This window comes from Campylobacter sp. CFSAN093249 (assembly GCF_011067895.1).
Taxonomy (GTDB): Bacteria; Campylobacterota; Campylobacteria; order Campylobacterales; family Campylobacteraceae; genus Campylobacter_D; species Campylobacter_D jejuni.
On sequence record NZ_JAAMWM010000004.1, the window covers coordinates 177,358 to 199,250 of the forward strand.

The 21,893-nt window shown below is 32.1% G+C and carries 23 protein-coding genes and 1 other RNA gene; 1 reads left to right on the top strand and 23 read right to left on the bottom strand.

Annotated elements, in window-relative coordinates:
• Positions 1 to 9 precede the first annotated feature (9 nt).
• The 3 genes from FBF10_RS03215 to efp all read right to left on the bottom strand — a co-directional run bounded on the left by FBF10_RS03215 (position 10) and on the right by efp (position 2,371).
• Complete coding sequence (locus FBF10_RS03215) at positions 10 to 963, bottom strand: DUF979 domain-containing protein (protein WP_002859936.1); 954 nt, start codon at positions 961 to 963, stop codon at positions 10 to 12.
• Complete coding sequence (locus tag FBF10_RS03220; RefSeq protein WP_002856730.1) at positions 950 to 1,642, bottom strand: DUF969 domain-containing protein; 693 nt, start codon at positions 1,640 to 1,642, stop codon at positions 950 to 952. The genes FBF10_RS03215 and FBF10_RS03220 overlap by 14 nt, the downstream gene beginning before the upstream one ends.
• Before the next feature lie 159 nt (positions 1,643 to 1,801).
• Positions 1,802 to 2,371 carry an elongation factor P gene (gene efp, locus FBF10_RS03225; RefSeq protein ID WP_002855210.1) on the bottom strand — a complete coding sequence of 190 codons (570 nt, stop codon included), beginning with the start codon at positions 2,369 to 2,371 and terminating at the stop codon, positions 1,802 to 1,804.
• Between the two features lie 113 nt (positions 2,372 to 2,484).
• Between efp and rnpB the strand changes: the two genes are divergently transcribed.
• An RNA gene (rnpB, locus tag FBF10_RS03230) (RNase P RNA component class A) lies at positions 2,485 to 2,805 on the top strand.
• Here the strand turns inward: rnpB and FBF10_RS03235 are convergent.
• The 20 genes from FBF10_RS03235 to FBF10_RS03330 form a co-directional block, all read right to left on the bottom strand.
• The gene (locus FBF10_RS03235; RefSeq protein ID WP_002868068.1) at positions 2,803 to 3,078 is read right to left on the bottom strand and encodes a hypothetical protein; all 276 of its coding nucleotides are present in this window, start codon (positions 3,076 to 3,078) and stop codon (positions 2,803 to 2,805) included. The genes rnpB and FBF10_RS03235 overlap by 3 nt on opposite strands.
• The gene (gene fliS, locus FBF10_RS03240) at positions 3,059 to 3,445 is read right to left on the bottom strand and encodes a flagellar export chaperone FliS (protein ID WP_002776169.1); all 387 of its coding nucleotides are present in this window, start codon (positions 3,443 to 3,445) and stop codon (positions 3,059 to 3,061) included. The genes FBF10_RS03235 and fliS overlap by 20 nt, the downstream gene beginning before the upstream one ends.
• 11 nt (positions 3,446 to 3,456) lie before the next feature.
• Positions 3,457 to 5,367 carry a flagellar filament capping protein FliD gene (gene fliD / locus FBF10_RS03245; RefSeq protein WP_002887676.1) on the bottom strand — a complete coding sequence of 637 codons (1,911 nt, stop codon included), beginning with the start codon at positions 5,365 to 5,367 and terminating at the stop codon, positions 3,457 to 3,459.
• Between the two features lie 2 nt (positions 5,368 to 5,369).
• The gene (locus tag FBF10_RS03250) at positions 5,370 to 5,735 is read right to left on the bottom strand and encodes a FlaG family protein (protein ID WP_002776146.1); all 366 of its coding nucleotides are present in this window, start codon (positions 5,733 to 5,735) and stop codon (positions 5,370 to 5,372) included.
• Positions 5,736 to 5,890: 155 nt separating this feature from the next.
• Positions 5,891 to 7,693 (bottom strand): menaquinone biosynthesis decarboxylase, encoded by a 1,803-nt coding sequence (locus FBF10_RS03255; RefSeq protein ID WP_165433892.1) that lies wholly within the window; start codon positions 7,691 to 7,693, stop codon positions 5,891 to 5,893.
• Positions 7,690 to 8,613: a hydroxymethylbilane synthase gene (gene hemC / locus FBF10_RS03260; protein ID WP_002820769.1), complete on the bottom strand. Its 924-nt coding sequence runs from the start codon at positions 8,611 to 8,613 to the stop codon at positions 7,690 to 7,692. Before hemC ends, FBF10_RS03255 begins: the two co-directional genes overlap by 4 nt.
• Positions 8,610 to 8,999 (bottom strand): FxsA family membrane protein, encoded by a 390-nt coding sequence (fxsA, locus tag FBF10_RS03265; protein ID WP_002854991.1) that lies wholly within the window; start codon positions 8,997 to 8,999, stop codon positions 8,610 to 8,612. Before fxsA ends, hemC begins: the two co-directional genes overlap by 4 nt.
• Positions 8,996 to 10,705, bottom strand: a complete 1,710-nt coding sequence (locus FBF10_RS03270) for a proline--tRNA ligase (RefSeq protein WP_011049735.1) — start codon at positions 10,703 to 10,705, stop codon at positions 8,996 to 8,998. The genes fxsA and FBF10_RS03270 overlap by 4 nt, the downstream gene beginning before the upstream one ends.
• Positions 10,689 to 11,987, bottom strand: coding sequence for a glutamyl-tRNA reductase (hemA, locus tag FBF10_RS03275; RefSeq protein WP_002854989.1), 1,299 nt, complete (start codon positions 11,985 to 11,987; stop codon positions 10,689 to 10,691). The genes FBF10_RS03270 and hemA overlap by 17 nt, the downstream gene beginning before the upstream one ends.
• Entirely contained in the window at positions 11,987 to 12,880 is an 894-nt protein-coding gene (locus tag FBF10_RS03280; RefSeq protein ID WP_002864642.1) for a hexaprenyl-diphosphate synthase, read from the bottom strand. Before FBF10_RS03280 ends, hemA begins: the two co-directional genes overlap by 1 nt.
• 13 nt (positions 12,881 to 12,893) lie before the next feature.
• Entirely contained in the window at positions 12,894 to 13,430 is a 537-nt protein-coding gene (locus FBF10_RS03285; protein ID WP_002858491.1) for a hypothetical protein, read from the bottom strand.
• Positions 13,431 to 13,432: 2 nt separating this feature from the next.
• A complete protein-coding gene (locus FBF10_RS03290; protein ID WP_002854834.1) occupies positions 13,433 to 13,696 on the bottom strand; it encodes a DUF2018 family protein in 264 nt (87 codons plus the stop codon).
• 138 nt (positions 13,697 to 13,834) lie between these two features.
• Entirely contained in the window at positions 13,835 to 14,392 is a 558-nt protein-coding gene (locus FBF10_RS03295; protein ID WP_002812564.1) for a 2-oxoacid:acceptor oxidoreductase family protein, read from the bottom strand.
• Positions 14,389 to 15,234: a 2-oxoglutarate ferredoxin oxidoreductase subunit beta gene (locus tag FBF10_RS03300; RefSeq protein WP_002854895.1), complete on the bottom strand. Its 846-nt coding sequence runs from the start codon at positions 15,232 to 15,234 to the stop codon at positions 14,389 to 14,391. The genes FBF10_RS03295 and FBF10_RS03300 overlap by 4 nt, the downstream gene beginning before the upstream one ends.
• Positions 15,235 to 16,359, bottom strand: coding sequence for a 2-oxoglutarate synthase subunit alpha (locus FBF10_RS03305; protein ID WP_002858560.1), 1,125 nt, complete (start codon positions 16,357 to 16,359; stop codon positions 15,235 to 15,237).
• Between the two features lie 8 nt (positions 16,360 to 16,367).
• On the bottom strand, positions 16,368 to 16,679 hold the full coding sequence (locus FBF10_RS03310) for a 4Fe-4S binding protein (RefSeq protein ID WP_002859071.1): 312 nt from the start codon (positions 16,677 to 16,679) through the stop codon (positions 16,368 to 16,370).
• A 13-nt stretch (positions 16,680 to 16,692) separates the two neighbouring features.
• The gene (gene sucD, locus FBF10_RS03315; protein WP_002855278.1) at positions 16,693 to 17,562 is read right to left on the bottom strand and encodes a succinate--CoA ligase subunit alpha; all 870 of its coding nucleotides are present in this window, start codon (positions 17,560 to 17,562) and stop codon (positions 16,693 to 16,695) included.
• A 9-nt stretch (positions 17,563 to 17,571) separates the two neighbouring features.
• On the bottom strand, positions 17,572 to 18,735 hold the full coding sequence (gene sucC / locus FBF10_RS03320; RefSeq protein WP_002887680.1) for an ADP-forming succinate--CoA ligase subunit beta: 1,164 nt from the start codon (positions 18,733 to 18,735) through the stop codon (positions 17,572 to 17,574).
• Positions 18,736 to 19,638, bottom strand: a complete 903-nt coding sequence (locus FBF10_RS03325; RefSeq protein ID WP_002887683.1) for a malate dehydrogenase — start codon at positions 19,636 to 19,638, stop codon at positions 18,736 to 18,738.
• Positions 19,635 to 21,839 carry an NADP-dependent isocitrate dehydrogenase gene (locus FBF10_RS03330; RefSeq protein WP_002867678.1) on the bottom strand — a complete coding sequence of 735 codons (2,205 nt, stop codon included), beginning with the start codon at positions 21,837 to 21,839 and terminating at the stop codon, positions 19,635 to 19,637. Before FBF10_RS03330 ends, FBF10_RS03325 begins: the two co-directional genes overlap by 4 nt.
• Positions 21,840 to 21,893: the final 54 nt, after the last annotated feature.

Below are 21,893 nucleotides of genomic sequence, written 5' to 3' on the forward strand. Positions count from 1 at the left end.
TGTTTCTCCTTAAAATCTAAAAGCTAAAAAATACATTAAAAAGATATTAGCTACAAGCAAAACAAGTCCTGACATAAACTGGGCTTTAATTACGCCATTTTTATCATCCAAATTTAAAAGTGCCGCAGGAACTATATTAAAATTTGCAGCCATAGGCGTCATTAAAGTTCCGCAAAATCCACTAAGCATTCCAATCGCACCTATAATAGCAGGATTTGCATGCATTTGTATGATTAAAATCGGCAAAGCAATAGCAGCAGTAATCACAGGAAAAGCTGCAAAAGCATTGCCCATTACTATAGTAAAAAGCGCCATAGCGATACAATACACAGCTACTGCAATAAAAGCATTATCCAAACTAATATAACTAGATAAAAGTTTAGATACTTGATCGCCCATTCCTGTAGAAACAAAAACTACCCCAAGTGTAGCCAAAATTTGCGGTAAAAGCGCCGCCCAACTAATGTGATCCATAGTATGTGCTGCATCTTTAACAGCTCTTTTAGGAGAAGCTTTAAACATAAAACAAGCAACTATTGAAGAAATAATTATACCTATAATCAAAGCCATCAATGTAGCATTTTTATTTTCAAAAAAACTCAAATGGGGAAATAAAAAAGTCCCAATAAGTGTAATCAAAGGAACCATTAAAGCAGGAATAAAAAGTTTATTTTTATAAATATTTGCATGTTTTATCTCGTATTCTTTTTCTTCTTTGCTAACTTCGATCTTTGCTGGTTTTAATAAATTAAACCCTGCTATAAGTGCTAGTAAAATCACTATACAACCCATCACAAAATGAGGCAAAACTCCTGCTAGTAAAAAAGTAAAACTATAACTTATCCAAAATACCCCGCCGCTTATTCTTGATTTTATATCTTTAGCTTGATTAGAAAAACTTAAAATTCCAAAAACTAAAAATAAAATTCCTACAATATAATAAAGTAAATCAAGACTTATCATCACTCAACCCTTTATAAGTTTTTTCCAATCTTTTATCAAATAAATAAAGTCTAGAGCAATGGATAATTAAAGCCAAAATTCCAGTTGGTATAGCCCAAACTGATAAATGCAATGGCTCAACAATAATACCATTGCTCTCATAAAAAGCTTTAATAAATAAAATAGAATGCACGGCTATAAAAATATCCTCTCCAAAAAATACAGCAACATTATCCGTTCCCGCAGAAAAAGCTTTGATTTTTTGACTATCTTTATGTGTTAAGTTTTTAAATTTAAGCTTAGCTGCAGCTTCTGCCATAGGGGCTATTAAAGGTCTTATCATCTGCGCATGTCCGCCTAAAGATAAAAGCCCTAAAGCTGCAGTAACTTGTCTAAAAACAAAATAACACATTAAAATTCGTCCTGTACTGGCAACTTTTATTTTGGATATTAAATTTTTAGCCTGCTCTCTTAAGCCTTTGCGTTCCAAAACAGCAAGTAAAGGTAAAATAAGCCAAATTATAGCAACATAGCGATTATCTACAAAAGATTTTCCTATATCACTAACAACCTTAACAAAATCAAAACCTGAAACAAGTCCAGCATAAATTCCAACTGAAGTTACCACTAAAAAGGGGTTAATCTTTAAAGCAAAACCTAAAACAATCAAAGGTATAGAAGCAAGAAGTAACCATTCCATCAACCATCTCCATAATATGAATTAGAAATATTATAGAAATTTTAAATTGAAGAAAAGTTTAAAAAAATATTTTTAAGAATGGAATGAGAAATTAAGTAACAAAATAAATTTTATATAAATTTAAAAAAGCCTTGGAATAGTCCAAAAGCTTTTTTTGTATTATTTGTTCGCTCTTTCTATATACTCACCACGCACAGTATCAACGCGTATAACTTCACCTTCTAACACATGAAAAGGAATTTGCACTACTGCGCCTGTTTCCAATGTAGCCGGTTTTTTATTTGATCCTTGAGTATCACCCTTAAAATTTGGAGCTGTTTCGATGATTTTGAGTTCAACAACTTGTGGAACTTCTACGCCGATAGCTTTACCATTATGGAAAAGCACATCTACCATCATACCATCAAGCATCCATTTTTTCGCCTCACCTACATCATCATCACTAATAGCTACTTGTTCATATGTTTGCGTATCCATAAATTGGCAATTTTCACCATCATCATAAAGATACTGCATAGTTTTATCTTCTAAATTTGGAGCTTCACATTTATCACCTGCATGGAAAGTTTTTTCAAGTACTTTACCATCAATAAAAGATTTGATTTTAATACGCACAAAAGCAGGACCTTTGCCTGGTTTTACATGCTGATACTCGACTATTTTAAAAGGAATTCCATCGATTTCTATTTTAAGTCCCTTTTTTAAATCACCCATTGAATAAGATGCCATAAATTTCCTTTGTTAAAAAATAAAAAACAATTTTATCAAATTTTGATTGATATCACAATAAAATTATTTTATTTGATGAAAAAATAAGTAAAATTACGCTAAAATCCAAATTTAAAGCATAGTAAATGCTCGCTTCTTTTTAGGAGAGGAAAGTCCGAGCTGCTAAAGACAAACATTCCATCTAACAGATGGCTAGGGTAACCTAAGGGATAGTGCAACAGAAAGAAAACTACCACGCAAGTGGAAAAGGTGAAACGGCGGGGTAAAAGCCCACCAGCGATTTTGGTAACAATTTCGGCTATGTAAACCCAATGTGCAGCAAGAAGGGATGGTTAGCGTCTTTGTTTTAACCCTTCGCTTGATTTTGTTTGCAAAAACAAAACTAGATAAATGAGCATTCAAGACAGAACTCGGCTTATCGCTATGCTTTTTTAAGATTTAAAATATGTCAACGCTTTTTGAAATTTTTGAATTTCAACAGCTTTTGTTTTTTTCTTTTGTTCAATCAGTATAACAGCTTCTTGCAAAAGAGCTTGAACTTGATAGAATACATCATTTGCATTTTCTTTTAAAAAATCTTCTGAAGGCGATTCTTTGGCTAAATTTTTAATAAAAGCTTTCATATCAAGTTCATTAAGTAAATTTTCAAGTTTATTAACATCTTCTTGGATTAATGCAAGTTTAAAATCACTGAGCCACTGTTTCATTGTTATGCACTTCTCTCCAAGCTTCTAGCAAACCTTTGGTTACATTTATAACTTCATTGATTCTATCTTCGTTATTTTCTAAATTTGCCAAAGATAAAAGTTGAATTTCTCTTGTATAAAGCCCGCTTAAATAATGTGCCACTTCTCCGCCTTTTTCATAGTTTAAAGTATTAATAAGCTCTATAAAAATAGCCGTGGTTCTTTTTACAAAATACACTCTTTGTTCTATATCTTCATTTCTTATGGCTACTTTAGCTCTTGCACAAAAACGCAAAATTCCCTCATAAAGCATTTCAATAAGTTTTTGCGGAGACTCTATCCCCACTTGATTTTGAGAATAAGCATTATAGGCTAAATTATTTTGCATCTTTTTTATCCTTAATTATTAGAATTGTTTGCCGCATTAATCATATTAGTTACAGTATTTAGCTGTTGATTGAGTTTATTTAAAATACTCTCATATTGCAACCATTGATTCGCCATTGTATCATATCTTGTATCAATCATAGCCTGAGTCGAGTCTTTAGAGGTATTTAATGATTTAATATCATTTGTCAAACTCTCATCATATTTTGTAATTGAACCATCTTTTCCAGTCATCTCTTGCAACGTGGCTTTTAATTTTGAAAAAATACCTTTACCTTCTATAGGCTTAGAGGTTATATTTACATCAGACAAACCTAATTCCTTGAGAATGCTAGCATTTCCTTTGATTGAAAAATCCGAACTACCATCTCCACTAAAATTCAACCTAAACCCTGTAACATTGTTTTGATTATAGGATTCAACCTTAACTTTTAAGCCTTCAATACCTTTACTGTTTATATGATTAGCTAAATTTTGAAGCAATTCTTCCTCTGTTTTCCCTATTAATTTAAAATTAGTACCATCAGAATTTTTAGATAAATCATATGTTTGATTATTAAAAACTATAGTAAAATCTCCTGGTTTAAATTCTAAACCATTGGTAAGATATTTACTTAAACTTCCTGTCTTAATTACCTCTCCTGTGTGATTAATGTCTTCGTATTTAGTAATATTTGAAAAAAAACTTTCAGTAGAGTCTGGATCTTCTTTAACTTTTTGTTCAAATTTAGAAGAATCAAAACTCAAAGTGCCTGCATCATTTAAACTTAGGCCAAAATCCTGCATAGAAAGCATAACCTTAGTGTTTACTTTATTACCATTTGCATCTTCAGTAGTTCCATCAACAACTTGAGAATCAAACAAATCAGCAAGAATACTTGAGCGTATTGAATTTACTTCACTGATGCCTTGTAAAGTTCCTTTTGTTCCAGTTTCACTATTATAGTCAGTTGCAGCATTAAGATTGGTTACTAAATCATTATAAGCATCCACCAAATCTTGCATGGCTTTTGTCACACCTTCAAAATCTTGCTGTACATCAAAATTAATTTCACCTGTTTTATTTAAAGTTAAAGTCATTCCTACACCAAGATCGGTAACAGTATTACTTGATCTAAACATCTTAATACCATCAAGTGTAAATTCTGCATTTTGCGCAGTTTGGATATGCAAAGAAGGATCCTTAATACCATAACCTTTTTTATCCTTAGCTGGATCAATAGAACTCGCTGTATCTAATTCCCATCCAAGACTTTTGAATATTTCTTCTGCCTCTGAATCACTTTTATACTGACCCTGCGCATCTTTTTTTCCTGCATAGAAACTTATCGCACTGTCTTCGCCTGTTTCTTTGCTGGTTAAAGTTAAGCGGTAAGGAGTGCCTTTCTCTCCTGTGTTTACAATCTTAGCAACAATCTCTCCTCCACTAGCTTCATTAATTTTATCAGCTAAATCTCTATAGGTTGTGTTTTTATCTACCGTAACAGTATATTCTTTGCCATTTGAAAAAAAAGTAAGATCGGTGGTTCCAGTTAAATTTGCATTAATAAAACCACTGTCATTTGCTAATCCTTTGCTTTGATACACATCTTTTTGTGCAAGTTGAGTAACATTGATATTCATGCTTTGTAAAGCAACACCCGAATTAACTGTAAGACTTGCTGGAGGATTATCGCTAATACTTCCTACAACTTTTCTTTTCGCAAAAACCGTAGCATCGGCTAATGATGAAACAGCCGTCTGAAAACTTAGTAATTTAGTTTTGATTTCTGTTAAATCTTTTTGTTTGGTTGTATTTTCTTCAATTTTTTTAGTATAAGGATCAATACGAGCTTTTTGCTCTGCTTCTTTTAATTTATCTATAGTATCTTGAGTTAAAACCCCAGAACCAAATCCTAAACTAGATAGACTACCAAATGCCATTTTTAACTCTCCTTATCAAATATCATTCCTATCACATCCCTAAAATACTCAGCTAATCTCATAGCTTCTTCACTAGGAATTTGACGGATTTCCCTTCCAGTACTTTTTTCAGTCACGCTAATATACATAGAACCGATTTTATCACTATAACCAAAACGAACATTGGTATCTAGAGAATCCATTTGCTCATTTAACTTTTTTGTAATATCAGCCAACTTTTCACTCACACCTCGTTGCTGTCCATCATCGCCTTCTTGGCCTTGACTTCTATCGGTTTGAATGTTTAAACTAGCCTGTGTCTCACTTGTTCTTTGGCTAATGTTTGCCAAAGCTGTATCCATTTGCCCATTTGCCTTCGATATTTCCATTTTAAAATCCTTTTTAAAATTTCCTATTGCTAGTTAAAAGCTTATATCGACAAATTTATAAATTTATGAACACCTATAAAGAAAATTTTATTTTTCAATAATAAAAAATAATAAGCAAAAACTGTGCCAAAATTTTAAAATAAATCTCAATTATCTTAAAAAATTTCAAATTTATTAAAAAGATCTGGATTATTTTCTAAAATATTACGCAAGATCAAATCTTCTATCACGCTTTTAGTGCAATCTGTTTGCTTAGGCCAAGCTCTTAAATAACCCTCAGCTTCACCTTTAGCACTTGCATCTACTCCAAGTCTTTCTTCTTTGATAAAAATATCTCTTTTAGCATCTATATTATTTACCACACGCCAAACAAGCATATAAGAATTTTCAAGCTTATTTTCAGCATCTAAAAATACTAAAATCCTAAAATGTTTTTTAAATTCTAAAAGTTTGTCAAAACTTTGTTCGATTTTTTCTTTTTTATCAAGCAAAATACAAACTATAGGACTTTTACTTTCTTTATAAAATTGCTTTAAATTTAAAAGTTCTACCTTAGTTTTAAAAAGTTCTAGTAATTTTTCATCTTCTAAAATTTCAAGCTCTTCAACTTGTATTTCTTCGCAAGCATCAAGTCCTGCTTTACCCCCAAAACAAGAATTAGGTGAAGCATGATCTAATTGATCACAAATTCCTTCTGAAATTAAAATTTTCTTTGTATTAAAACGATCTAACATATAAGGAATTAAAGCATCATAATCTTTCAAAGAAGGTGCATTTTTATCCACAAAAATTGCATGCTTAACAAAACTCATTTGCCCTACTCCCCAAAATGCATGCATAATTTGTTGCGCATGAGCGGGATATTTTGCATCGATTTTTGCTAAGATAAGATTATGAAAGACCCCATTTTCAGGCATATTATAATCAATTAAATCAGGTACTGAAGTTTGAAGCAAGGGTAAAAAAATTCTTTCGGTACCAAGCCCCATGATCTTATCTTCTAAAGGAGGCTTTCCTACAACCGTTGCTTGATAGATCGCATCTTTTTTAGCATAAATTTTTTCTACTTTCATCACAGGAAAAAGTTCAGCAGGAGTATAAAAACCCGTATGATCTCCAAAAGGACCTTCGATTTTAAACTCTTCTAAATCCACATAACCTTCAATAACCACATCACTATCATAAGGTATAAAAATACCATTTTCACAAGGAGTAATTTTTGCAGGAGTTTTTTTAATAAAACCATAAAGTAAAAGTTCAAAAATTCCCTTAGGTAAAGGTGCTTGAGAACACCAAATATAAAGCGGATCTCCACCTATGGCTATACTTACAGGCATTTTTTTAAAACCAGCATTTTTGTATTCGTGATAAAAATTTGCCCCATCTTTATGAATTTGCCAATGCATTAAAAGTTCATTTTTATCACTCATTTGCAAACGATACATTCCAAGATTATTTTGAGTTTTATCTAAATTTTGTGTATAAACTTGCCCCATGGTAATAAATTTACCCGCATCATCTTCCCAAGTTTTTAGTATGGGAAGCTCTTCAAGTGAGTTTAAAATTTCATAATCATACAAGGCTTTATTTTTTTTCAGTCTTTTAGGAGGAATATTTTTAAAACTTAACAAATTCATAAAAAAATCCATTTTTGCTTTAAAACTCGTAGGAATATGAAGCTTGGTGAGTTTTGAAATTTCTTCAGCCACCTCTTCATAATCATGTCCAAAAGCTAAATTTAAAGCCTTTTCATTGCAAAAAGTATTCATCAAAACAGGAAATTTATATTGTTTATTTAATTTTTTATCTATAGGATTTTTAAATAATAAAGCCTTCCCTTTTTCTCCTTTTTTAGCTTCTATATAGGCTAAATGAGCGATTTCAAGATCTACATCTACAGGTTCTTCAATTACCCTTAAAAGATCATTTTCTTTTAAAATTTGAATAAATTCTTTCATATCATACTCTCAGCTTTTTTTAAAAGTTCTTTAGCACCTTTAGCAATAAACTCCTTAGCCAAACTCTCTCCAAAACCTTTAAAATCATTCTTTTTAATCATTCTCTTATCTTTTAAAATTTCACTTCCATCGGGTAGTCCAAGTACCGCACGCACACAAATTTCATCTCCCAAGAGCTCTGCGTTAATACCTATAGGAACTTGACAACCTCCTTCTAAAGTAGCAATAAATTCTCTTTCAATGCTTGTTTCAATCAAAGCATTTTCATCATTTAAACATTTTAAAAGTTCTAAAATTTTTTCATCATTTATGCTTTCTATACCTAAAGCTCCTTGAGAAGCCGCAGGAATAAGCTCATCTTTGCTAAATTCATAAACAAAATTCACTTGCTTATCTAAGTTTAAGCGTTTAATTCCCGCCATTGCCAAAATAATCGCATCAAAATCATTATTTTTTAATTTCTCTATACGAGAATTGACATTACCACGCAAAGAAATAATATCTAAATCAGGTCTTAATAATAAAAGCTGCATCTTGCGTCTAAGACTAGTAGTGCCTATTTTTGCACCTTTTGGCAAAGAAAGAAAATCTTTATAATTTTGACTTAGCATAGCATCATTGCTTTGCTCTCTTTTACTTACCGCTGCCAAAACTAAACCTTGAGGAAAAAAACTAGGCACATCTTTTAAACTATGCACCGCTAAGTGTGCTTCTTTTCTTAACATACTTTCTTCAAGTTCTTTTGTAAAAAGTCCTTTACCACCAATTTTTGCCAAAGGAGAATCAAGCAAAACATCGCCTTTTGTTTTAAAACCTTCTAAAAGCACTTCAATTTGATGTGTATTTTTTAAAATTTGGGCTACATGTTCACTTTGCCAAAGAGCTAATTGACTTTTTCTTGTTGCAATAATAAGCTTCATTTTCTATCCTCTATAATTTCAACATCAATAATTTCTTCATTAGAATTTTGATACTCTTGCTTGGTGTATTGATATTTTGATTTAGTTATTAATTTCAAAGCAATACCAAAGAAAAATACAAAAATTCCAAAAACACTTGTAATAATCCCTGGAAAAACAAGTAAAAACCCTGCGATAACAAAAGAAAATTGTGTTAACATATCCTTTAAGCCACCCATTTGAAATTCAAGCATATTTTTCCAAAAAATTCCCAATAAAACCGCACCAAAAATCATACTCAAAAGTATGAAAAATAAAAAATTACCAAAACCAAAAAACACTATAAAAAGTATACTTGCAATAATTTCAAGTACAAATAAAGGGCTTAAACTTAATTTATAATTCATAACACTTTCTTTTTAAGAATTTCCATAAGTTCATCAGTTTTTATAAGTTCTTTTATCAAACCTTCTCTTTGGATAAGCTCTATTTCATTCTTTTCTAATCCTTTACCAACAACTAACGCATAAGGAAAGCCCATAAGTTCAAAATCATTCATTTTAACCCCAAAACGCTCATTTCTATCATCAAGCAATACCTCTAATCCAAGATTAGTTAAATCCTCATAAAGCTTATTAGCAAATTCTAAAGCCTTTTCATCTTTGAGATTTGAAACAATAATTTCAAGCACAAAAGGAGCTAAAGTTTTATTCCAAATACATCCTTTTTCATCATGACTTGCTTCAGTAGCTACAGCCAACAAGCGTGAAACACCTATGCCATAACATCCCATGTAAAAAGGCTGACTTTTGCCATTTTCATCTAAGAAATTTGCATTCATCGCTTTGGAATATTTTTGTCCTAGCTTAAAAATATGCCCTACTTCTATACCTTTACTTTGTTTTAATTTTGCTCCACATTTAACACAGCAATCCCCTTCTTTAACTTCAATCAAATCTTTAAAACGATCTTTATTTAAATTTACAACATCAATACCGATTAAATGATAATCTTTTTCATTCGCACCCATAATCATTTGCTTTTCGTTTTCAAGCTCAAAATCTATATAAAAATCTATATCTTTTAATCCCACAAAACCTATAAAACCAGCTACTAAGCCAGCTTTTTCCAATTCTTCTTCGCTCGCATCGACTAGTTCAAGGGCACTGCAAGCATTTTGAGCCTTAACCTCTTGCAAATCATCACTTCCTCTTATAAAAAACACAACTAATTTGCTTTCATTTTCATAAATAGCTTTTTTTACCACTGCTTTAATCGTATAAAAAGCATTGATTTTAAAAAATTGTGCTAAAGAATCTATAGTTTTAATATTTGGAGTGTGAAATTTACTTGCATAATTTGCTTCAGGACGCTCATCTTGACAAGTTTTTTTAGCTCTTTTTGCAGCTTCAACATTAGCCGCATAATCACAATTTTCACAGATTAAAATATCATCTTCCCCATTTTTTGCCAAAACCATAAATTCCTTAGAACCACTTCCACCAATAGCCCCACTATCAGCTTCAACTGCTCTAAAATCAAGCCCCATTCTTTGTAAAATTTGAGAATAAGTTTTATACATAAGCTCAAACTCACGCCCTAAATCTTCTTCATTAGCATGAAAACTATATCCATCTTTCATTAGAAATTCACGACATCTTAAAAGCCCAAATCTAGGCCTTGCTTCATCACGAAATTTAAGTCCAATTTGATATAAGTGCAAAGGAAGTTGTTTATAGCTTGTGATTTTGTTTTTTACCAAAGAAAGCATAGCTTCTTCATGTGTTGGACCTAAAACAAATTCATTTTCTTTTCTGTCTTTAAAACGCAAAAGTTCTTTTCCAAAAACATTATAACGCCCACTTTCTTGCCACAAACTTGCAGGAGTGATAAAACTAAGATTTACTTCTTGTGCTCCAGCCTTATCCATTTCTTCTTTAACTATATTTTTAATCTTGTCTAAAACTCTTTTTCCCAAAGGCAAGAAATTATAAAGTCCGCTACCAATTTGTTCTACAAAACCCGCACGCGTTAAAAAAATATGACTAGGTAAACTCGCATCTTTTGGCGCTTCTTTTAAACTTGGTGCATAAAATTTAGTAAATCTCATCATTATTCTCCATATCAAATTCACATTTATATTGATTTAAACCTTCAAGATTATTTTGCAAATCAAAAACATAACGCATAGCATTAATCACTGTATCGCTTTGCATTTTACCTTGTAAATGTTTCAAATTTACAGTAGGCGTGTGTAAAAAAGCCTTAAAAACTTGATGAATCAACTTTCTAGCCTCTTCTTTATCAGATTTTTTCAAATATCCTTTTTTTAACGCAATTTCAAGTTGTTTATCTGCATATTCTTTAGCTTGCAAGCGTATAGCTTTGATAATAGGCATCAAAGCCAAATCGTTTAAATACCTAAAAAATTCACTTGTTTCACGACCTATTATCCCATAAGCCATACGAGCTTCTTGTTCTCTTAGTGCTAAATTTTTTTGAACCACAATTTCAAGATCATCTACAGCAAAAACAGATATATTTTCATTTTCATTGATATCAATATCCCTTGGAACTGCAATATCAAAAAAATACCTTTTATAAGAAAGTTCTTCTATTAAAGAATTTGTAATAATAGCATTTGGTGCATTGGTAGCTGAGAAAAAAAACTCGTATTGATTTAAATATTTTTTTAAATTTTCTAAACTATCATATTCGCTTAAAACACCAAGTCTCTCACACAAATCTTTAGCTTTTTGTAAATCACGATTTAAAATAATCACCTTAGCACCCGCAGCAATTAAATGTTTTGCCGCAAGTTCTCCCATCTCTCCAGCTCCAATAACAACAGCTTTTTTTTGCGTTAAATCTGCAAGTTCTTTTGCTTTTGCCACGGCAACGCTAGCTACAGAAATAGAATTTTTAGAAATTTGAGTTTCATTGCGTACCTTAGCAGCACATTTAAAAGCACTATGTACTGCTCTTGAAAGGTGTACTCCACAAAAATTATTTTTTACAGCAAAAGCAAAGGCATCTTTTAATTGTCCTGCTATTTGAGTTTCTCCAACCACCAAACTATCCAAAGAACTTGCTACAGAAAAAAGATGGTGGATTGCTCCACTATCTTCAAAAATATCAGCTTTTTCAAGTAAAATATCTTTATCAACATCACAAAGTAAAGCCAAAGATTTAACAATAAACTCTGCACAGGCCATTTTTACAAAAGCAACAATTTCAACACGATTGCAAGTACTTATAACCAAACATTCTTCAATATTTTCATGAGTGCTAATGATTTTTAAAAACTCACTTTTTTTAGCTTCATTGGAAAAGCTTAACTTTTCCCTTAAGGCAATATCTGTATTTTTATGAGTAAAAGATATACAATAATACATTAAAATTCCCTATCTATCATAGCTTTAATAATATCATTAAGCTTATTATTATCATATTTTTCAATTGCTTTTCTAGCCTTTTTTGCATAAGTTTTAGCTTCTAAAATAGCTTTTTCTAAAGCTTTTTGTTCTTCAAATTTAGTTTTTAGCCATTCTTTTTCATTTTCATTTAAATCTTTTTTAAATAAAGTCTGCAAATATATCCTATCTTGTTCTTGTAAATTTTCATAAAGATAAATATAAGGCAAGGTAGTTTTACCCTCTTTAAAATCATTCATAGCAGGTTTTCCAAGAATTTTTTCATCACTCTTAATATCTAAAATATCATCAATCATCTGAAAAGCAAGTCCTAAATTTTTACCATATTCTGCAAAATCTTTTTCATATAATCCAGCCAAAATAGCTCCGCATCTAGCACTTGCTTCAATCAAAACAGCTGTTTTATTATAGATCATTTTCAAATAAGCTTCTTTATTGATATTAAATTTCTCTCCCAAATCAACATCCATAAGTTCGCCTATAGCAAGCTTTACAACAGCATCTGAAATAATACTTGCAAATCTAGCATCCATTTTGCTTAATTCATAAAAGGCTTTTGAATACAAAATATCACCCAACATAAGAGCATTTTTTGTACCAAATTCAGCATTAACAGATCTTGCTCCACGCCTTAATTCACTCTCATCGATAATATCATCATGTAATAAACTAGCAAGATGTATCAATTCTATAGCCGCACAAATTTTAAAAGCAATCTCACTCTCATCTGCGATAGCCAATAATAATTTAGAGCGTAATTTCTTTCCTGATTTTACATTTGAAAGCATATTTAAAATAGGTTCATAGCCAAGCTCTTGTAAAAACTGTTTTATTAATTCATCTATTTTTTGCACTATCTTTTCCTTGTTAATTGCTATTATTATTTTCTTTGCTTGTTAATGGTTTTACCTGAGGTTCGTTAAAATTAATCATAGGAACAACCTGATTATTTTGCGGTGGATTTTGTAAAGCTTTTTTTCTCGGATCTAAAAATTCTACCATTAAGCGAGATTCCTTATCTTCTATATAAACCGTAAAAGTTGCCAAACCTTTATTATAACCACTAAATTCTAAAATAAGTCTTGCTCTATCAATATGTGGATTAGTATAATCAGGTATTAAAGTTTGAGTTACCCAATCTAAATTTCTTCTTAAACTCATCACAAATTGACGCGGATATTTGCGAAATTTCGAATGTACGATGATATTAGTATTATCAAACAAAGTCCAATAAAAATCAAAATTTTGCACCTTATCTTCATAGCCTATTTCTTTAATCTGCACACTAGCTCTCTCATCTTTTTTAAGTATAAATTTATAAGTATAATCAAAAGTTGGTTCAGATGCTAAAACATTACTAAAAATAAAAAAAATACAAATTAAACAAGGGCTTATTTTAAACAATTTTAGCCTTCGTGTCCTAAAATTTTTGCGCCCAATTCTATATAAATATCATTTTGCCTTTCTTCTATAAAATCACCATTTTCTAATATGAAATTTTTTACATCCATTTCTGTTAAACCTTGTTTTTCCAAAAGTTCCACCATGGCAATATGATCAGCAAAAAATTCCTCAAAAACTTTTTCTAAGGCTCCTAAATTTCCATTTTGTATAATTTCTATAAATTTTTCTTTTGGAGTTTTATTAAACATTTCATCAAAAAAATCCATTAATTTTCCTTGAAAATATAAGTTTTTGATTATAAAATTTTAATCGTTAAAAGTAGCTAAATTAAAATAATTAAAATTTAAATTTTATTTGCAATGTGTAAAATTTTAGAAGTTAAATTCCGCATGATGCGGAATTTATTATGAATATGGTTTTGCTTGAGTGGCGTATTTTACACCCAGATCAAAAGCTTTAGCATTTGCATCACGAGTTTTTGCAGGAACCATATGAAGCATAGTTTCTTTTAAAACATCTAAATCTATACATTTGCTCATATAAGCAGCAATTGCAAGTGCAACAACTGATTGAGTAGCCACATTTCCTACCTCATCTTTAGCTATGGTAATAATAGGGATTTCAAAAATTTGCCATTTTTTATAATCTTCACTTTCAGGATGTACTAAATTTGGCTCTACAACTATAATACCTCCTTCTTTTACACCCCCACGAAAACCTTTATAACCCTTATCTGCAGTCGAAAGCATAAAATCTACTTCCCCTTCTACAGCATAAGGAAATAAAATTTCTTTATCATCAATGATAATATCCACCTTAGTAGGACCGCCACGCACTTGTGAAGTATAAGTAGAAGCCTTAAAAGCTTGACGACCTTCTTTAATGGCTGCTTCTGCTAAAATTTCTCCTGCGGTGATAACACCTTGTCCGCCTTCACCGCCAAATCTTAATTGATATTTCATTTTAAAGCTCCTAAATCCACCATTCTTTTTTCTTTGGCTGCACGACGTACTTCTTCATAAGCGTGGCAGTATTCTGGCTGAGAATTATCTTCATGTAAAATTCCTGTTGGAAATTTATCTTTTCTTTCTTCAAAATCCATGCTTTCAAATTTAGCTTTATCCACAACACGATTTTTAATCCAATCAAGCATAGCTACAGCTTCGCCCATTTTGTTTTTTCTGCCTAGATTGATATGACAATTTGAAAAAACATCTACAAAACTATAACCCTTATGCGCTAAAGCCTTATAAATTAAATTTTCAAGCTTATTAGCTTCTATCACATTACCCCTTGCCACAAAAGAAGCTCCTGCAGCTTTAGTTAATTCACACGCATCAAAATTGGGATCAATATTTCCAAATTGAGCTGTTACTGTATAAAAACCTTTTGGAGTAGTTGGACTTGTTTGAGAATTTGTAAGTCCATAGATGAAATTATTGATTACAATATGTGTTAAATCAATATTTCTGCGACAACCATGTATGGTATGATTTCCACCAATTGCCAAAGTATCCCCATCTCCACTTACTACAATAACATGTTTACTAGGATTGGCTAGTTTAATGCCTGTTGCATAAGCTATTGCTCTACCATGAGTAGTATGAACTGTATTGCAATTTACATAAGAACTCATTCTGCCACTACAACCTATACCCGAAACAAGACAAACATCATCCATATTCCAACCAAGTTTTTCTATCGCGCGGATAATACATTTTAAAACAACACCATCGCCACATCCCCAACACCATTGAGTAGGCATTTTATCTACTCTTAGATATTCATCATAATTAAAAGCCATTTATATATTCTCCTTTACCTTAGCAATAATTTCACTTGGAGTGATAGGACGACCATTTGCACGGTGCAAACTAATAAAATCGCGACGCGAAGTTACTCTTTCAATCTCTTCAAGATATTGTCCCATATTAAGCTCGCTTACCATTACTTTTTTAAATTTGCTTACAACTTCAGCGATTTTTTTCTCAGCCACTGGATAAAGAGTAATCGGACGGAAAAGCCCCACTTTAATCCCTTGCTCTCTTAATCTTTGTATAGCTTCTTTTGCTGAACGACTCACGCTTCCATAAGCAATGATTAAAAACTCAGCATCATCAAGCATATACTCTTCATAAGTACAAATATCTTCTTGATTGTTTTTTATTTTACCTATGAGTCTTTCCATATTTTTTTTCACTATAACTCCATCTTCAGTTGGAAAACCTATATCTCCATGATGAAGTCCTGTAACATGATAACGATAACCTGTAAAGAAAGGATTTAAAGTTGCAGGCTCATTTTCTCCTGCTGCATAAGGTTTATAATCCTTTTTATCGCCTTCAAATTTTTTACGGTTATATACTTTAATATCTTTTAAATCAGGTAAAACCGCTTTACCATTCATGTGCCCTACAGTTTCATCCATAAGTAAAAATACCGGAGTCATATATTTTTCAGCTAAATTAAACGCTCTAATGGTTTCTGTATAAGCTTCTTCAAGACTTGCAGGAGCAATAGCAATACTTGCAAAATCCCCATGAGTTGGTGCTTTAGCTTGAAACAAATCTCCTTGTGCTACACGAGTTGGAAGACCTGTTGAAGGACCACCTCTCATAACATTTACAATCACAAGTGGAATTTCAGCAATAAATGCAAGTCCTATTTGCTCTGCTTTTAAAGAAATTCCAGGACCGCTACTTGCAGTCATGGATTTTACTCCACTCATTGCCGCACCAATAGCCACGCTAATACCTGAAATTTCATCTTCCATTTGTATAAAAGTTCCATCATTTGCAGGAAGCATATGGCTTAATTCATGAGCTATCTCACTACTAGGAGTAATAGGATAACCTCCAAAAAATTTACATCCACAATCAATCGCAGCTTTGGCGATTAAAACATTACCTGTTGCTATAACTTCTCTCATTATTTTTCCTATGCTAATTTTTTGTATTTGTTATTTTTTACGGCTACAGCTCTATCTTTAGCCTCAGCAGTAAGTTTGGCAAATTTAAATTCATCTCTTTTTGCCACCATAATAGCAAAATCAGGGCAATGTGTCTCACACTCGGTACAGCCTATACAGGATTCAGGGTGTACTACCTCTATCATTTGTCCTAAAACCGCATGCACATCATCGCGCATAGCTAAAACCCCAGCGGGGCAATAGCTAACACAAATATTGCATGCTTTACATCTATGCTCATCTACCCAAACAGGGGTATCTTTTGGAGCTATCATACTCATGTTTTTTCCTTTATTAACCTAATATTTTTTGAATTTCTTCACCAATTAAAGCCGGAGAATCCACCACATGAATTCCATAGCTTTTTAAAGCTTCTTTTTTAGCTGCAGCGCTTTCATCAGCACTTCCCACTATGGCACCTGCATGCCCCATTCTTTTGCCTTTAGGAGCAGTTGCGCCTGCAATGAATGCTACCACAGGTTTGCTAATATTTTCTTTAATAAATTTAGCCGCTTCCACTTCCAAACTACCACCAATTTCACCTATCATTACAATAGCTTTAGTTTCATCATCTTTTTGAAATTCACTTAAAAGTTCTTTATAAGCAAGACCTATGATAGGATCACCGCCAATTCCTACTGCAGTAGAAATTCCATAACCACCTTGAACTACCTGATTAGCAGCTTCATAAGTTAAAGTTCCACTTTTTGAAATAAGCCCCACGCAACCTTTTTTAAAAATAAAACCTGGCATAATTCCTAATTTGCATTCTTCAGAAGTGATAATACCTGGACAATTTGGTCCAATGATTTTCATACCCTTTTTATTGGCATATTGCTTAGCAAACATCATATCTTTTACAGGCGTATGTTCTGTGATTACAACTGCAAGCTTAATACCCGCATCAGCTGCTTCAATCACGCTATCACCCACAGCAAAAGCAGGGACAAAGATCAAGCTTACATCAGCCTTTGTTGCTTTAACCGCATCTGCAACAGTATCAAAAACTGGTTTACCTAAATGAGTTTGTCCGCCTTTATGAGGGGTGACACCTCCAACTATATTTGTACCATAAGCCATGCATTGCTCAGCGTGAAAAGTTGCTTCTTTACCTGTAAAACCTTGAACTATTACTTTTGTATTTTTATTAACCAATATACTCATTTTCCATCCTTATCCTACTAAACTTTTTACAAGCTCTGCACCGTTTTTAAGATTGGTTGCTGCTTTGATATTTTTAAGATTTGAATTATCTAAAATTGTCTTTGCTTCTGCTGCGTTAGTGCCATCAAGACGCACTACAATTGGAATATTTACCTCAACATTCTTAGTAGCTTCTAAAATTCCATTTGCTATCCTATCACAACGAACAATACCACCAAAGATATTGATAAATATAACTTTTACATTCTTATCTCTTAAAATAATTTCAAAAGCCTTTGCAACAGTTTCAGGAGAAGCTCCCCCACCTACATCTAAGAAATTTGCAGGTTTTGCACCACTATAATTAATAATATCCATAGTTGCCATTGCTAGACCCGCACCATTTACCATACAAGCTACATCTCCATCTAGTTTCACATAGCTTAAGCCAAATTCAGCCGCTTCTCTTTCAGCAGGATTTTCTTCAGTAATATCTCTAAGCTCAGCAATTTCAGGATGACGATAAAGCGCACTATCATCAAAACTGCATTTTGCATCAAGGGCATAAAAATCCCCTTCTGCAGTTTTAATTAAAGGATTGATTTCAAGCATATTCATATCTTTATCCATGTAAAGCTTATAAAGTTTAGCTAACATAGAAATGAGTTTTTTGCCTTCATCTTTATCAAGTCCTAAAACTCTCGCTACTTCAAGTCCATGAAACATTTTAAATCCAATTTGTGGATCAATACCTACTTTTGCAATTTTTTCAGGACTTTCTTTGGCTACTTTTTCTATATCCATCCCTCCTTCACTTGAAGCGATAATGGTAATTTGCTCTGCCATTCTATTAAATAAAATAGCCAAATAATACTCTTTTACTATATTAGCGCCACTTTCTATATAAAGTTTTTGCACAAGTTTGCCTTCAGGTCCTGTTTGATGAGTTACTAAATTCATTCCTAAAATTTTACTTGCGTAATCTTTTACCTCATCTAAATTCTTAGCGATTTTAACACCACCACCAAGACCACGGCCTCCTGCGTGAATTTGAGCTTTAACTGCCCAAACACTACCGCCTAATTCTTTAGCATTAGCCACAGCTTCATCTACGCTAAATGCAACTTTTCCCTTTAAGGTAGGGATGCCATTGTCTGCAAAAATTGCTTTTGCTTGATACTCATGTATGTTCATTTATTCTCCTTTATATTGATATTTGATTAAAGATTTTTCTAATTTGTCTTTTTCTTGCAAACTAAGATCCATTTTCATGATTTCAATCACACCTTCAAGTCCTAATCTTGCCATAACTCCCAAGGCTTTGTTTTGCACTCCAAATTCTCCATGTAAAATTACACTCATAGGTAAAAACTCGCCACTTCTTATAGACTCAAGCATTCTTATACAAGCACTAGCAGGGGCTAAATAAGCTGAAGTTTTAAGATGTTTGATTACTTTAGCTCCACCTGTTTTAACTTCATTTTCTAAATCCTCAAATTCTTCTTCATTTAAAAATTCGCTTATATTTTTATTTTTAACACTTGCGTAAGATTTTACCAAAACCATATCATCATTATGAAAACCAATAAGTCTTGTATCCACTCTTGACATTTTGACATTAAGTTTTTTGGCAAGTTCATACTTAAATCTTGCATTGTCTAAAACACCCGCCATGGCTATAATTTTCTTTGATGAAAAAATCCCGCTTTCATAAAGAGTATTAAGTAGAAAATCCACAGGATTAGTTAAAATAATAAAAAGCGGATCTTCTGTAAAATCTTTAATTTTTTTAGCACAATCAAGCATAATGCTTGTATTTAACTGAAGCAATTCTTCTCTACTTTGCCCATCTTTTCTAGCAAAACCTGCACTAAAAAGCACTATATCTGAATTTTTGGTATGAGTATAATCTTTAGTGCAAAGTAAATCTATATTTAAATTTAAAGCAGCTATGCTTTGAGTAAGCTCTAGTTCTTTTGCGTAAAGCAAATCCTCGTTAATATCTACTAAAACAATTTCATTTGCTATTTCTCTTAAAATCAAAGCATAAGCTATGCTTGAACCTACATTGCCAGCCCCTATAACAGTGATTTTCATCTTTGTCCTATTTTTTCTAAAATAGCGTTAAAAGTTGCACTTGGACGCATGATTTTATTTGCTTTTTCATCATCAAATTTATAATACCCACCCAAATCCACTTTCACACCTTGTGCATCGTTAAATTCGGCTCTGATTTTTTCTTCATTAGAAGAAAGCTCTAGGGCAATATCTTTAAAAAAGCTTTGAAGCTCCATATCACTTGCCTGTCTTGCTAAATGATTTGCAAAATACATTGCTAAATAAAAATGACTTGTTCTATTATCATCTTCTTTGACTTTTCTTGATGGAGCTTTATTATTTTCAAGCCATTCGCCTATAGCCTCATCAAGACATTCTGCTAAAACCTTAGCTTTATGATTGCCACACTTATTTGCATAAAATTCCAAACTTGCTTGCAAAGCCAAAAATTCACCCAAACTATCCCAACGCAGATGATTTTCTTCGACTAATTGTTCTACTTGTTTAGGTGCTGAACCCCCTGCTCCTGTTTCAAACATAGCTCCACCATTTAACATAGGCACAACAGAAAGCATTTTTGCACTTGTTCCAAGCTCTAAAATAGGAAAAAGATCGGTTAAATAATCCCTTAAAACATTACCCGTGATAGAAATAACATCTTTACCTTCTCGGATTAACTCTAAACTTCTTAAACAAGCTTCTTTTGGAGTTAAAATGGCTACATTTTTACCCTTTTCTTTTAAACGATTTTGTACCAAAGTTATCATGATTTTATTACTAGCTCTTTTGCTATCTAACCAAAAAATAGCTTCGGCTCCACTAAGTTCTGATCTTTCTATACCTAAATCAATCCAATTTAACACTGCATCAAATTTAGCCTGATTAGCTCTATAAATATCACCTTTTCTAACCTTATGTTCTAATAAAACTTTACCGTTAGAAACTATTTTAAAAGTTCCTTCTTCTTTAGCCACAAAGGTTTTATCGTGCGATCCATATTCTTGAGCTTTTTTAGCCATTAAACCTACATTAGATACACTGCCAAGTTTTGAAGGATTTAAAGTACCATTTTTATGCAAATCTTCAATAACCGCCTCATAAATAGTTGCGTAAGTTTGATCAGGAATTACGGCATTTGTGTCCTTTTCCTTACCTTCCTTATCCCACAATCTTGCGCCATTTTTAAGCATTGCAGGCATAGAAGCATCAACGATAACATCGCTTGGAACATGAAGATTTGTAATGCCTTTATCTGAATTTACCATAGAAATATCTGCAGATTTAGCTAAAATTTCATTGTATTTTTTTAAAATTTCATCTTTTTTGCTTGAATTTTCGATCTTACTTAAAAGCTCACTTAAACCATTATTTGGATTAATGCCTAATTTTTCAAATTCATCTTGAAATTCGATAAATAATTCTTTAAAAAATACTTTTACCGCATAACCAAAAAGTATAGGATCACTTACTTTCATCATTGTAGCTTTTAAATGCAAAGAAAAAAGCACATCATCATCTTTGCTTGCTTTAATTTCTTTTGCATAAAATTCCTGAAGTTTTTGCACATCCATAAAAGTAGCGTCTAAAATTTCATTTTTTTCAAGTTTTAAGCCCTCTTTTAAAATTTCTTTTTTACCATCAACGCTTGTAAATTCTATATTAGCCACACAATCTTGATCGATTAAAACCGCTTTTTCATTAGAGAAAAAATCCCCTTCTTTCATGTAAGAAACACGAGTTTTTGAGTTTGGATTAAACTCAACCACACGATAAGGATTGTTTTTTGCATAATCTTTTACCGCTTTTGTTGAACGACGATCTGAATTTCCTTGTCTTAATACAGGATTAACCGCTGAACCTAAAACTTTTTGATATTTTGTTTTAATTTGCAATTCTTCATCATTTTTTGGCTCATCTGGGTAATTTGGTAACATGTAACCCTTATCTTGCAATTCTTTAATCGCCGCCTTAAGCTGAGGAATAGAAGCTGAAATATTTGGGGTTTTAATAAGATTTGCATCCGATCTTTTGACAAGCTCACCTAAAAGTTCTAAAGCATCTTCACATCTTTGTTCCTCTTTTAAATACTCACTAAAAGTAGCTAAAATCCTTCCAGACAAAGAAATATCCGAGGTTTTTACTCCTATATGTGCCCTACTTAAAAAAGCTTTCACTATAGGCAAAAACGAATAAGTCGCAAGAGCTGGAGACTCATCTGTTAAGGTATAAGTAATTTGCATTTTTAGTCCTTTAAAATACTTATTTTTATTTTCATTTTTAAGTATATTACAAAT